At 68.9% G+C, this 12,175-nt stretch carries 12 protein-coding genes; 7 read left to right on the forward strand and 5 right to left on the reverse strand.

Features of this window, described 5'->3' with window-relative positions; translation table 11 throughout:
- Positions 1–70: 70 nt before the first annotated feature.
- Positions 71–583 carry a DinB family protein gene (locus OG817_RS39045; protein ID WP_406049983.1) on the reverse strand — a complete coding sequence of 171 codons (513 nt, stop codon included), beginning with the start codon at positions 581–583 and terminating at the stop codon, positions 71–73.
- A complete protein-coding gene (locus OG817_RS39050; protein ID WP_406049984.1) occupies positions 580–1,119 on the reverse strand; it encodes a DinB family protein in 540 nt (179 codons plus the stop codon). The genes OG817_RS39045 and OG817_RS39050 overlap by 4 nt, the downstream gene beginning before the upstream one ends.
- A gap of 223 nt (positions 1,120–1,342) precedes the next feature.
- Here OG817_RS39050 and OG817_RS39055 point away from each other — a divergent pair, with 223 nt between their 5' ends.
- The gene (locus OG817_RS39055; protein ID WP_406049986.1) at positions 1,343–2,032 is read left to right on the forward strand and encodes a DUF433 domain-containing protein; all 690 of its coding nucleotides are present in this window, start codon (positions 1,343–1,345) and stop codon (positions 2,030–2,032) included.
- A gap of 16 nt (positions 2,033–2,048) precedes the next feature.
- Here the strand turns inward: OG817_RS39055 and paaK are convergent, their stop codons facing one another.
- From paaK to paaI, 3 genes are read right to left on the reverse strand one after another with little or no spacing between them, the layout of a single operon-like run.
- Positions 2,049–3,344: a phenylacetate--CoA ligase PaaK gene (paaK, locus tag OG817_RS39060; protein ID WP_406049987.1), complete on the reverse strand. Its 1,296-nt coding sequence runs from the start codon at positions 3,342–3,344 to the stop codon at positions 2,049–2,051.
- A 15-nt stretch (positions 3,345–3,359) separates the two neighbouring features.
- Positions 3,360–4,565 carry a 3-oxoadipyl-CoA thiolase gene (pcaF, locus tag OG817_RS39065; RefSeq protein ID WP_406049988.1) on the reverse strand — a complete coding sequence of 402 codons (1,206 nt, stop codon included), beginning with the start codon at positions 4,563–4,565 and terminating at the stop codon, positions 3,360–3,362.
- Entirely contained in the window at positions 4,562–4,993 is a 432-nt protein-coding gene (paaI, locus tag OG817_RS39070; protein WP_406049989.1) for a hydroxyphenylacetyl-CoA thioesterase PaaI, read from the reverse strand. The genes pcaF and paaI overlap by 4 nt, the downstream gene beginning before the upstream one ends.
- Positions 4,994–5,066: 73 nt before the next feature.
- Between paaI and paaN the strand changes: the two genes are divergently transcribed.
- From paaN to OG817_RS39100, 6 genes are all read left to right on the forward strand, one after another.
- Positions 5,067–6,746, forward strand: a complete 1,680-nt coding sequence (paaN, locus tag OG817_RS39075) for a phenylacetic acid degradation protein PaaN (protein ID WP_406049990.1) — start codon at positions 5,067–5,069, stop codon at positions 6,744–6,746.
- Positions 6,739–8,124: a serine hydrolase gene (locus OG817_RS39080; protein WP_406049991.1), complete on the forward strand. Its 1,386-nt coding sequence runs from the start codon at positions 6,739–6,741 to the stop codon at positions 8,122–8,124. Before paaN ends, OG817_RS39080 begins: the two co-directional genes overlap by 8 nt.
- Before the next feature lie 13 nt (positions 8,125–8,137).
- Complete coding sequence (locus OG817_RS39085) at positions 8,138–8,665, forward strand: flavin reductase family protein (RefSeq protein WP_396397008.1); 528 nt, start codon at positions 8,138–8,140, stop codon at positions 8,663–8,665.
- A gap of 5 nt (positions 8,666–8,670) precedes the next feature.
- On the forward strand, positions 8,671–9,702 hold the full coding sequence (locus OG817_RS39090) for a zinc-dependent alcohol dehydrogenase family protein (protein ID WP_360455374.1): 1,032 nt from the start codon (positions 8,671–8,673) through the stop codon (positions 9,700–9,702).
- Between the two features lie 205 nt (positions 9,703–9,907).
- Positions 9,908–11,185 (forward strand): ABC transporter substrate-binding protein, encoded by a 1,278-nt coding sequence (locus OG817_RS39095; RefSeq protein WP_406049994.1) that lies wholly within the window; start codon positions 9,908–9,910, stop codon positions 11,183–11,185.
- Positions 11,186–11,228: 43 nt separating this feature from the next.
- Positions 11,229–12,128 (forward strand): carbohydrate ABC transporter permease, encoded by a 900-nt coding sequence (locus OG817_RS39100; protein ID WP_396397004.1) that lies wholly within the window; start codon positions 11,229–11,231, stop codon positions 12,126–12,128.
- The last annotated feature ends 47 nt before the right edge of the window (positions 12,129–12,175 follow it).

Here is a 12,175-nt window from a genome sequence, read left to right on the forward strand (position 1 = left end):
GGTGCCGCTGTAACCGGGTTACCGAGGTGGGTGGTCATCGCGTGAAGACCACCCACCCCGGGTCTTCGGATCAGTTCAGCTTCTCGTAGCCGGTGGTGCCGTCCAGCAGTTCCCGGATGATGTCCAGGTGCCCGAGGTGACGGGCGGTCTCCTCGATCATGTGGCAGACGATGTACCGCACCGATGCGTGCCCGGTGTCGCGGACCACGGCTCGTTCGACGTCACCCAGGTCGAAGCCTGCGACGATCTCGTTCGATCGGGCGCATTCGGCGTCGTACTCGTCGAGCAGTTGGGCCAGCGGTACGTCGTCGACGAACATCTCGGCGTCGGGATGTCCGCCCTCGGTAAAGGGGGTCTGCCCCTCGTCCGGCGTACCGAGGAGGTTCTCGGTGAACCAGGAGTACTCGACCCAGCGCAGGTGCGAGACCAGCCCGGCGACGGTCGTGAGCGGCGAGGTGGGCAGCAGGCTGCGATGTGCGTCGGCCTCGCTCAGACCCTCGCACTTCACTCGCACCAGCGAGCGCAGATGATCGAGCCAGCCGGTCAGCTGGGTCCGTTCGTCCGCTGTCAGTGGCGGCCTCATGCCGGGTCCTCGTTCGGACGGGTGTAGCCGGTGGTGCCGTCGAGGAGTTCCCGGATGATGTCGAGGTGGCCGACATGGCGCGCGGTCTCCTCGATCATGTGGCAGAGGATGTAGCGCAAGGACGCCGCGTCCCCCTTCGCGGCGTACGGGCCTTGCTCGAGCGCATCGAGTGAGTGGGCGGCGATGGTCTCGTTGGATCGCGCGCACTCGGCGTCGTACTCGTCCAGCTGTTGGGCGATGGGTACGTCGTCGACGAACATCTCGGCGTCGGGGTGACCGCCTTCCGTCCACGGGGTCTGGCCGGTGTCGGCGACGCCGGCCAGGGCGAGCTGGAACCACGAGTACTCGTTCCAGCGCAGATGCGCGACCAGGCCGGCCATCGTCATCAGCGGCGACGTCGGCAGAAGTTTGCGGTGGGCATCTTCTTCGCTGAGTCCCTGGCACTTCATCCGGACGAAGGAACGTTGCAGGTCGAGCCATCCGGTCAGCTGGACGCGCTCGTCGGCGGTCAGCGGCGGACGCTGTACTTCGGTCATTGAAAGCTCCTGTACTGAAATGGAGCCGCCCGGTCTCAGCCGCGGGTACGGCGGACGGGCAGCACGACGGTCGAACTCGACATCGCGCTCACCTCCTCTCCGCCGCCGGGGGATGCCGATCCCTCCGGCAGGCAGCACGATACACAGCCGGGATCCCGGCCGGAAACCCGGTTTCTGGCACTCTGGTGCTTGACGGCGCCCGCACCGCGCGAAGAGGTGAGACGTGGATCCACGGTTCGACCTGCCGCTGTACACACGTGCCGAGGTGGCGCTCCAACTCGGGTTGCCCGCGACGACGCTCGGGGACTGGTTGCGGTCGGGGGCGCTGGAGGCGGGCAGCGGTGGACGCGGGGAGCCGACGATCACCTTCGCCGGGCTGGTCGAGACACACATGCTGCGACAGCTCAGGTACGCCGGGTTGTCGCTGCAGGCGATCGGTGAAGCGGCGATCGCGCTGCGGTCGCGCGCCGGGCGGCACTACCCGCTGGCGTGGTCCGGGCTGGCGCACGACGGCCGGGATCTGCTCGTCGAGATCGCCGCCGGGGGCCGCGAACAGGGCTGGGAACGCATCCGCGACAGCCAGGGCGGTCTGCCCGGCGTCCTACGCCGGGGATCGGCCGCGATCGGCTGGGCCGACGACGGGTACGCCGGAACGCTGCGCCTCGTCACCTATCACGATGTGGATGTCGTCGTGGATCCTGAACGAGCCGGCGGCCAGCCCTTCGTCGAAGGCTCCGGGGTCCGCGTCGAGGACGTCATCGATCGGGTCCGCACCGGGGCGACGTACCGCGAGATCGCCGCCAAGTTCAACCTCGAGGACGTCGAGGTCGAGGCCCTCGTCCGCCCCCACATCCGCCCACCCGCCTTCCGCAAGGCCGGCCACCCGCGATCCCAGGCCGACGTACTCCTCTGACGCTCCTCAGGTACTCCTAGCGGTTGTCTTTGATCCGCTTGGCCTTGCCGAGGGAGCGTTCCAGGGCGTGAGGGGCGAGGACCTCGACGGTGGCGGTGACGCCTACCCGGTCTTTGATGCGGCGGGCGAGTTGAGCGCCGGCGGTGGTGGGGTCGGTGAGGCCGGGGGCTGCTTCGACCTGGACGGTGAGTTCGTCGAGGCGGCCGGGGCGGGTGAGGACGCAGAGGTAGTGCGGGGTCAGGCCCTCGACCAGCAGGATCTGTTCCTCGATCTGGGTGGGGAACACGTTGACGCCGCGGACGATCATCATGTCGTCGGTGCGGCCGGTGATCTTCTCCATCCGCCGCATCCCCGGCCGTGCCGTCCCCGGGAGCAGCCGGGTCAGGTCCCGCGTGCGATAACGCAGTACCGGAAAGGCTTCCTTGGTCAGCGTGGTGAAGACCAGTTCGCCGATCTCGCCGTCCGGCAGGACCTCGCCGGTCACCGGGTCGATGATCTCCGGGTAGAAGTGGTCCTCCCAGATGTGCAGGCCGTCCTTGGTCTCGACACATTCCTGCGCGACCCCCGGACCCATCACCTCGGACAGGCCGTAGATGTCGACCGCGTGCATCCCGGTCCGCTGCTCGACCTCGGTGCGCATCTGTTCGGTCCACGGTTCGGCGCCGAAGATGCCGATCCGCAGCGAGGTGTCGCGCGGATCCAGGCCGCGCGCCTCGAGTTCGTCCACGATGGCGAGGAAGTACGACGGGGTGACCATGATGATCCGGGCACCGAAGTCACGGATCAGGTCGACCTGCCGTTCGGTCATTCCGCCGGACACCGGTACGACGGTGCACCCCAACCGCTCGGCACCGTAGTGGGCCCCGAGACCGCCGGTGAACAGACCGTAGCCGTAGGCAACATGGCACACATCGCCCGCACGCCCACCGGCCGCCCGGATCGACCGCGCCATCAGGTCCGCCCACGTATCCACATCCCGCCGCGTGTACCCGACCACCGTCGGCCGTCCCGTCGTACCCGACGAGGCATGCACCCGCACCACCTCGGACCGCGGTACGGCGAACATCCCGAACGGATAGTTCTCGCGCAGATCCGCCTTGGCCGTGAACGGCAACCGGCTCAGGTCCTCCAGCGACTTCAGCTCGCCCGGCGCGAAGCCGACCGAGTCCAGCGCGGCCCGATAATGCGGGACGTTCTCGTACGTCGCCCTGATCGTTGTCTGCAGCAACGACAGCTGACGGGCCCGGAGTTCGTCGACGGACAGCCGTTCGCCGTCGTCACGCAGGTCATCGGGACAGGGATCGCCGAGCATCACACCACCTACCGATCAGGGACGGGCGAGCAGGGTCGCGATGCCCTGACCCACTCCGATGCACATGGTTGCGAGCGCGTACCCGGCCTCGCGGTGGCGAAGCTCCAAGGCGGCGGTGAGAGCGAGGCGGGCGCCGGACATCCCCAGCGGGTGACCGAGGGCGATAGCGCCGCCGTTCGGGTTGACGTGTTCCGCGTCGTCGGGGAGGCCGAGCTCACGCAGTACGGCCAACGACTGGGAGGCGAACGCCTCGTTCAGTTCGATCGCGCCGATGTCGGACAGCGCGACGCCGGTGCGGGCGAGCAGTTTGCGGGTGGCGGGCGCCGGGCCGATGCCCATGATCCGCGGCGGCACCCCGGCGGCCGCCGTACCGGCGATCCGGGCCAGAGGCGTGACGCCGAGGCGATCGACCGCGTCGCCGCTCATCACCAGCAGAGCAGCCGCGCCGTCGTTCACTCCGGACGCGTTGCCGGCGGTGACCGTCCCCGGGGTGCGGAACGGCGTCTTCAGACCGGCCAAGGCCTCCAGGGAGGTCTCGCGCGGGTGCTCGTCGGTATCGACGACCGTCACCGCACCCCGCTTGCCGTGGACCTCGACCGGGACGATCTCCTCGGCCAGCCGCCCGTTCGCCTGTGCCTTCGCGGCCCGCTGCTGGCTGCGTAGCGCGAACAGATCCTGGTCCTCGCGAGAGACGTCGAACTCCGCGGCCACGTTCTCCGCGGTCTCGGGCATCGCGTCGATCCCGTACTGCGCCTGCAGTACCGGGTTCACGAACCGCCAGCCGATCGTGGTGTCGAAGATCTCCGCCTGCCGGGAGAACGCGGTCGCCGCCTTCGGCATCACGAACGGCGCCCGCGACATCGACTCGACCCCGCCGGCGATCACGATCTCGTTGTCGCCAGCAACGATCGAACGCGCGGCCGAGGCGACCGCGTCCAGACCGGAGCCGCACAGCCGGTTGATCGTCGACCCCGGGACCTCGACCGGCAGACCGGACAGCAGCACCGCCATCCGGGCCACGTTGCGGTTGTCCTCGCCGGCCTGGTTCGCGCAGCCGAGGATCACGTCGTCGATCAGCGAAGGATCGAGCGAGCTGTGCCGGGCCAGCAACGCGGACACCGCACGCGCGGCCAGATCGTCCGGCCGGACAGTCGCGAGCGCACCGCCGTACCGTCCGATCGGCGTACGCACGCCGTCGACCAGGAACGCCGCACGGGTCATGACTCCTCCTCCGGGGCCAGTATCGTGCCGGACAACTGCCGGCTGCGGCCGCGGAACTCGGCGATCACCTCGTCGCCGCGCCGGACCGTCACGTCGTAGATCGCGTTCCGGCCGAAGGCGGTTCGCTCGCGGGCCTCGGCGACCAGCAGGTCCCCGCGCCGGGCCGGGGCGACGAAGACGATGTCGCAGGCCTGCGCCACGGTCACCTGGTTGCGCGAGTTGCAGGCGAACGCGAACGCGGAGTCGGCCAGGCTGAACACGAATCCACCATGCGCGATCCCGTGCCCGTTGACCATGTCCTCCCGCACCGGCATCTCGAGCCGGGCCGTGCCCTCGCCGACGTCGACCAGCCGCATGCCGAGGCCGGCGCTGGCGGTGTCCTCCGCCCACATCGCCGCGGCCACTCGGGCCGCCAGCTCGTCACCCATGGATTCGCCCCATCGAGAACTACTGTTGTGACAACCTATCTCTGATTGTGCCGTTGACTGTAACATCGCAGCCATGACCACCATCGGTACCGATCGGCTCGCCACCCACCGCGAACGCTTGGACGCCGCCGTCGCGGCCATCCGCGGCCGCGGCTACCACTCCGCGTTCCCGGAGTCTCCCAGTCCCCGGGTGTACGGCGAGACGGCGGCCGCCGACGGCAAGGCCGCCTTCGAGGCCCATCTGAGTACGACGTACGCCCTGGACACCCCAGGGTCGCGGGGCACGGTCATCACCGAGCAGTCGCCGTTCGGGATCACCCTGGACGTCGCCTACCCGCGGACGGTCGAGGATGGGCTGGACGAGCTGATGGCGGCGGCTCAGCAGGGCATCTCCGACTGGCGCAAGGCCGGGATCGACGCCCGGACCGGGGTCACGCTGGAGATCCTCGCCCGGCTGCACCAGCGGGTGTTCGAGCTGGCCAACGCGGTCCAGCACACCAGCGGGCAGGCGTTCGTGATGGCGTTCCAGGCCGGCGGCGCGCATGCGCTGGACCGGGCGCTGGAGGCGGTCGCGTACGCCTACGACGAGATGAACCGATACCCGGCCGAGGCCACCTGGGAGAAGCCGGCCAAGGGCAATCCGATCCGGATGGAGAAGACGTTCACCGTCACCGGCCGCGGTGTCGCGCTGGTGATCGGCTGCAACACGTTCCCGACCTGGAACTCGTGGCCCGGCCTGTTCGCGTCGCTGGTCACCGGCAACGCCGTCGTGGTGAAGCCGCACCCGCTCGCGGTCCTGCCGCTCGCGATCACCGTCGAGGTCTGCCGCGAGGTGCTCGCCGAGGCCGGCTTCGACCCGAACCTGGTCACCCTGGCCGTGGAGCGCGCCGGTGACGGCCTGGCCAAGCCGCTGGCCCAGCGGCCCGAGGTCAAGCTGATCGACTTCACCGGCGGCACGGAGTTCGGTGAGTGGCTGGAGCAGAACGCGACCCAGGCGACCGTCTTCACCGAGAAGGCCGGCGTCAACGCGGTCATCATCGACTCCACCGACGCGTTCAAGGCGCTCTGCGGGAACCTCGCTTTCACCCTGTCGCTGTACTCGGGCCAGATGTGCACCACCACCCAGAACATCTTCGTCCCGGCCGGTGGGATCGAGACCGACGAGGGGCACAAGTCCTTCGACGAGGTCGGTGCGGGCATCGCCGGCGCGATGGGCAAGCTGCTCGGCGACGACGCCCGCGCGGTGGAGATCCTCGGCGGGATCGTGAACCAGGCCGTGATCAGCCGGCTCGAGCTCGCCCCGGAGTACGGCGAGGTCGTGCTGGAGTCCCGCGCGATCCAGCACCCGTCCTTCCCGGACGCGGTGGTGCGTACGCCGCTGCTGGTCGCGATCGACGCCAAGGACGACGAGGTGTACGGGCACGAGTGCTTCGGGCCGGTGTCGTTCCTGGTGCGAACCGCGGACACCGCGGAGTCGATCGACCTGTTCCGGTCGACCGTCACCGAGGGCGGCGCGATGACCGCCGGGATCTACTCGACCGACGCCGGCGTGCTCGAGCAGGCCCGCGACGCCGCGCTCGACGCCGGGGTCGCGCTGTCGGAGAACCTGACCGGCCAGGTGTTCGTCAATCAATCGGCTGCTTTCAGCGATTTCCACGGCACCGGCGCGAATCCGGCCGCCAACGCGACGTACACCGACGGCGCCTACGTTGCGAGTCGCTTCCGCGTGATTCAATCTAGGCGTCATGTCTGACGCTTCGGATTCCGAGAACCTGCGCGAAGTACTCGCCTACTACGACACCTGGCTCGCGTTCAACCAACGCTTCCTCCGGGTGCCCGGGGTCCAGGCCGCGGTGTACGCCGGGAACGGCATCGCCTTCTCGGCGGCGTACGGGATGGCGGACGTGGAGGACGACGTACCGCTGACCGAACAGCACCTGTTCCGGATCGCGTCGCACTCGAAGACGTTCACCGCGACGGCCGTGTTCCAGCTGGTCGAGCAGGGGCAGCTGCGGCTCGACGACAAGGTGTCCCAGTACGTCACCGAGCTCGTCGGCGCGCCGCTGGGTGAGCGGACCGTCCGCGAGATGCTCGCGCACGCCGGCGGGATCACCCGAGACAGCGACGAAGCCGATTGGTGGCAGCTGGACACGACCTTTCCGGACCGCGACCAGCTGCTGGCGGTCCTGCGGCAGGAGTCCACGGCCGTGATGCGGGAGAACGAGCGCTTCATGTACACCAACCTCGGCTACGGCCTGCTCGGTCTGGTCGTCGAGGCCGCGGCGGGTACGTCGTACGCCTCGTATGTCCAGACCGCGATCGTGGACAAGCTCGGCCTGTCCGCGCTCGGTCCGGAGCTGGATCCGGCCAGGCTGACGGAGTACGCCGCGGGCTACAGCGCACTGTCGTACGCGCCGGAGCGGGTCCCGATCGAGCACGTCGACACCCGCGCGCTGGCCGCGGCGGCCGGTTTCTTCGGCAACGCCCGCGATCTCGTGACCTACTTCTCCGCGCACCTGCCCGGTGACGACCGGCTGCTGACGGACAAGTCGAAGCGCGAGATGCAGCACCCGCTGTGGCAGACGACGCGGGACGACTGGCCGCGCTACGGGCTGGGTCTGGACATCGCGAAGACCGGCGACCGGCAGCTGTTCGGGCACGGTGGCGGCTACCCGGGGCACATCACCCGGTCCATGGTCGACGGGTCCGCCGGGATCGCGGTCTCCGTACTGACGAACTCGATCGACGGTCCCGCCGGGCAGTTGGCCGAGGGATTCTTCCGCCTGCTCGATCTGGCCGAGTCGAAGGATCGTCCGGCCGACCCGGCCGATCTGGCCCGCTTCACCGGTCGGTACGCCAACGTGTGGGGCGTCAGCGACATCGTCCTGCTCGGTGGCCGGCTCTATGCCCTCGATCCGGCGCAGGGCAATCCGGCGGACAGGCCGATCGTGCTGGAAGCCGACGGCGACACGCTGCTCGTGACCGACGACTCCGGCGCCGGCACCTACCGGCAGCGGTACAGGTTCACCTTCGACGCGGACGGACGGCCCGACACGATCCGCGGCGCCCACGGCCTGCTCATCCAGCCCATCGACCGCTTCACCCTGCCGTCCCGCGTGACCGCGCCGTAAGTACCGTGCGGGTATGACGATCCACGGCGATCACCCGTTCTTGCCGCCTGAGTCCGAGCGCAGTCCGGTCCGCCGGCTGCGCGGGCGGCTGCCGTCGCCGGTCGGGCTGTGGACCAGCGCGTACGACGGGAAACGCGCGGGGCTCACGGTGTCGTCCATGCTGGTCGCCGACGGTGATCCGGGCTACGTGATCGGGTTGATCGACGCCGAGTCGGATCTCTGGGAAACGTTGCGTCAGGCAAGGACCGCGGTGGTCGCTCTTCTCGGCGCACCGCACCAGCAGCTCGCCGACGCGTTCGGCTATGTCGCGCCGGCCCCCGGCGGTCCGTTCCGGATGATCGACTGGACGGACACCGCCTGGGGCCCGGCTCCGGTCGGTGTCTCCACCTGGGCCGGCTGCACCCTGGTCACGCCCGACCCGCCCGAGGTCGGCTGGGCGCTCCAGGTCCAGCTGGAGATCGCCCACGTGGAACTGGCCGCCGACGAGATCCCACCCTTGGTCCACCGCCGCGGCCGGTACAGCACACCAGGTTTAGGCTGAGCGGTATGCGTGCCACGATGCTTCATGCCCCGTTCGACATCAGGCTGGAAGACGTCCCGGATCCGAAGATCGACGGGCCGGGCGATGCTCTGGTGAAAATTGTTGCCTCGTGCATCTGTGGGTCCGACCTCTGGCCGTACCGCGGGGAGAGCCCGGTGCCGGCGCCGCGGCGGATCGGGCACGAGTTCGTCGGGATCGTCGAGGAGGTCGGCGCCGAGGTGCGCACGGTCAAGCCCGGCGACTTCGTGATCACGCCGTTCGTGGTGAGCGACGGCACCTGCCCGAACTGCCAGGCCGGGTACCAGACCGCCTGCCAGAACCGGGTCGGCTACGGCACCGACCAGGCCGACGGCGGCCAGGGTGAGTACGTCAAGCTTCCGTACGCCGACGGCACGCTGGTGGCAACCCCCGAGCCGCCGGACGACTCAATGGTCCCGTCGCTGCTCGCGCTGTCCGACGTGATGGGCACGGGCTGGCACGCCGCCCGCGCTGCGCGCGTGAAGGCCGGCGACACGGTCGTCGTGGTCGGTGACGGCGCCGTCGGACTGTGCGGCGTACTCGCGGCCAAGCGGATGGGAGCCGAGCGTGTGGTGGCGTTGTCACGGCACGAGCCGCGTCAGAAGCTTGCCGTGGAATTCGGTGCCACGGACATCATTTCCGAACGCGGGGACGCGGCGCGGGACGCCGTACTCGAACTGACCAACGGGGTGGGTGCGGACGCGGTGCTGGAGTGTGTCGGGACCGGGCAGGCGATGACGACCGCGTTCGACGTCGCGCGGGCCGGGGCGATGGTCGGGTTCGTCGGGGTGCCGCACGGTATGGAGGCGCCGATCGGCCTGATGTTCCGGCGCAACATCGGCCTGGCCGGCGGAGCCTCGCCGGTGCGGGCGTACCTGCCGGATCTGCTGGCCGACGTACTGGCGGGCGAGATCGACCCGGGCAAGGTCTTCGACCTCGAGCTGCCGCTGGCGGAAGTGGCCGAGGGCTACAAAGCCATGCACGAGCGGCGGGCGATCAAGGTTCTGCTGCGTCCGTAGGAAAGTTTCGCGCAACGCGACTGTTCATGGTGCCTGATCGGGCACCGCATGTGCGCGCTCTCACACTCGTGCGGCGCGCGGGGTCACGGCTGCGCAACGCGCCTGCGCGGAGCGTTGACACTCGGCAGGCCGCGTGCCCAGAGTTGGGCCGTCAAGGGGGCATCGTTGTCACAGGCGGCTCCACCCAAGTGATCGGAGAGTGAACATGCGTGGTCTGAGCAAGACCCTCGCGGTGCTGAGTGCGGCGGGTCTTCTCGCGGTCAGCGCCTGCGGGAACAGCGACGACGGTGGCGGCGGGGGAGACTCGGCGGCCAGCAAGGACGTGACCGTCTTCACCTGGTGGGCAGATGGCGGAGAGAAGGCCGGCCTGGACGGCATGGTCTCGGTGTTCAACACCGACTGCAAGGATTTCAAGTTCGTCAACTCCGCGGTCGCGGGTGGCGCCGGGTCGAACGCCAAGCAGGTGCTGGCCAACGACCTGCAGGCGGGCAAGCCGCCGTCGACGTTCCAGGCGCACGCCGGTGCGGAGTTGAAGGACTACATCAACGCCGGGCAGGTCGACGACGTCAGCCAGTTGTACAAGGACTACGGGCTGGACAAGGCCTTCCCGCAGAACCTGATCGACAACCTGACCGTCGACGGCAAGATCTACTCGATCCCGGCCAACGTCCACCGCGCCAACGTGGTCTGGGCCAACCCGGCGGTGCTGAAGAAGGCCAGCATCGACGGTGCCACCGCGCCGGCCAGCGTGGACGCGTGGATCGCGGACATGGACAAGCTGAAGGCCGCGGGTGTCAAGGCGCCGCTGGCGATCTCCAAGGGCTTCGCGCAGGAGATGCTGGTCGAGGCCGTGCTGCTGGCGGACCTCGGAGCGGACAAGTTCAAGGGTCTGTGGGACGGCAAGACCGACTGGGCCGGTGCGGACGTGACCGCGGCACTGGACAAGTACAAGAAGCTGCTGACCTACACCAACGCGGACCGCGAGGCGATCGACTGGCCGGACGCGCTGGGGTACGTGAACAAGGGCCAGGCCGGCTACACGCTGATGGGTGACTGGGTCGCCGCGCAGCAGCTGGCCGACAAGGTTCCGGACTCGGCGTACACCTACTGGCCGGCTCCGGGGACCGCGGGCACCTTCCAGTTCCTGGCGGACTCGTTCACGCTGCCGACCAACGGTGCGGACCCCGACGGCGCGAAGTGCTGGCTGAAGACCGTCGGCTCGGCCGAGGGCCAGAAGGCGTTCAACACCAAGAAGGGCTCGATTCCGGCCCGCTCGGACGCAACGCCGGCGGACTACCCGAAGTACCAGCAGGGGGCGATGGCCGACTGGAAGAAGGACACGATCGTCCCGTCCTGCGCCCACGGTGCAGCCTGCACGCTGGGTCAGAACAACGACATCCTGTCCGCACTGAGCCAGTTCAGCGGCAGCCCGGACGTCGCCAAGCTGCAGTCCGCCATCGGCGCCGCGATGAAGACGAACTGATGCGGATCGAGTTGCGGACCGGTCGCGGGCCGGAGGACTGAGCATGCACGGAAGAATCCGCACCTGGGGTCCTGGCGCCCTGGTGCTCTTGCCGACCGTGCTGCTGCTCGGGTACTTCGTCTACGGGCTGATCGCCTGGACGTTCAACACCTCGCTGACCGACCGGCACACGGCCCGCAAGGGCCCGGTCAACTATGTCGGGTTCGAGAACTACACGAACCTGTTCAGCGAGGACCGGTTCCTCAACTCACTGAAGAACCTCGGCGTGCTCACGGTGGCGTTCATCGTGGGCACGCTGATCTTCGGCGTGCTCTGGGCGCTCCTGCTGGAGAAGGGCGTCCCCGGCGAGTCGGTCTTCCGGTCGATCTACCTGTTCCCGATGGCGATCTCGATGATCGCCTCGGGCGTCGTCTGGGGCTGGTTGCTGAACCCGTCCCAGGGTGACGACGCACGCGGGCTGAACCGGCTGTTCTCGATTCTCCATCTGAACTTCCTGGAGAATCCGTGGTGGACCGCGGGTAGCCGGTGGACCACGATGATGGCCATCGCCCTGCCCGCGGTGTGGCAGCTGTCCGGGTACATCATGGCCCTGTTCCTGGCCGGCTTCCGGGGGATCCCGCCGGAGCTGCGCGAGGCGGCCCGGGTCGACGGCGCGTCGGAGTTCAAGCTGTACCGGCACGTGCTGTTCCCGCAGCTGTCGCCGATCGCCCTGTCGGCGCTGATCATCCTCGGCCACATGTCGCTGAAGCTGTTCGACCTGATCTACGCGATCACCGGGCCGAACCAGTTCCGCACCGAGGTGCCCTCGATCTACATGTGGAACACCTTGTTGCGCAGTGACCAGGCCAAGGCGGCCGCGATCGCGATCGTGATGCTCGCGGTCGTCGCCGTACTCGTCATCCCGTACGTCGCGTACACCGTCCGGCAGGAGAGTGAGGAATGACCGCCGTAGAGGCCGCGACCGGCCAGGCCGCCGCGGCGATCAGCCGG

Source organism: Kribbella sp. NBC_00889, assembly GCF_045207705.1.
Lineage (GTDB): Bacteria > Actinomycetota > Actinomycetes > Propionibacteriales > Kribbellaceae > Kribbella.

Bases quoted from the DNA above. Each gene is read 5' to 3' on its own strand.
- OG817_RS39100 (WP_396397004.1), top strand. From the start codon at position 11,229: ATGCACGGAAGAATCCGCACCTGGGGTCCTGGCGCCCTGGTGCTCTTG.
- OG817_RS39050 (WP_406049984.1), bottom strand. From the start codon at position 1,119: ATGACCGAAGTACAGCGTCCGCCGCTGACCGCCGACGAGCGCGTCCAG.
- OG817_RS39090 (WP_360455374.1), top strand. From the start codon at position 8,671: ATGCGTGCCACGATGCTTCATGCCCCGTTCGACATCAGGCTGGAAGAC.
- paaI (WP_406049989.1), bottom strand. From the start codon at position 4,993: ATGGGTGACGAGCTGGCGGCCCGAGTGGCCGCGGCGATGTGGGCGGAG.
- OG817_RS39045 (WP_406049983.1), bottom strand. From the start codon at position 583: ATGAGGCCGCCACTGACAGCGGACGAACGGACCCAGCTGACCGGCTGG.
- OG817_RS39095 (WP_406049994.1), top strand. From the start codon at position 9,908: ATGCGTGGTCTGAGCAAGACCCTCGCGGTGCTGAGTGCGGCGGGTCTT.
- OG817_RS39080 (WP_406049991.1), top strand. From the start codon at position 6,739: ATGTCTGACGCTTCGGATTCCGAGAACCTGCGCGAAGTACTCGCCTAC.
- pcaF (WP_406049988.1), bottom strand. From the start codon at position 4,565: ATGACCCGTGCGGCGTTCCTGGTCGACGGCGTGCGTACGCCGATCGGA.
- paaN (WP_406049990.1), top strand. From the start codon at position 5,067: ATGACCACCATCGGTACCGATCGGCTCGCCACCCACCGCGAACGCTTG.
- OG817_RS39085 (WP_396397008.1), top strand. From the start codon at position 8,138: ATGACGATCCACGGCGATCACCCGTTCTTGCCGCCTGAGTCCGAGCGC.
- paaK (WP_406049987.1), bottom strand. From the start codon at position 3,344: ATGCTCGGCGATCCCTGTCCCGATGACCTGCGTGACGACGGCGAACGG.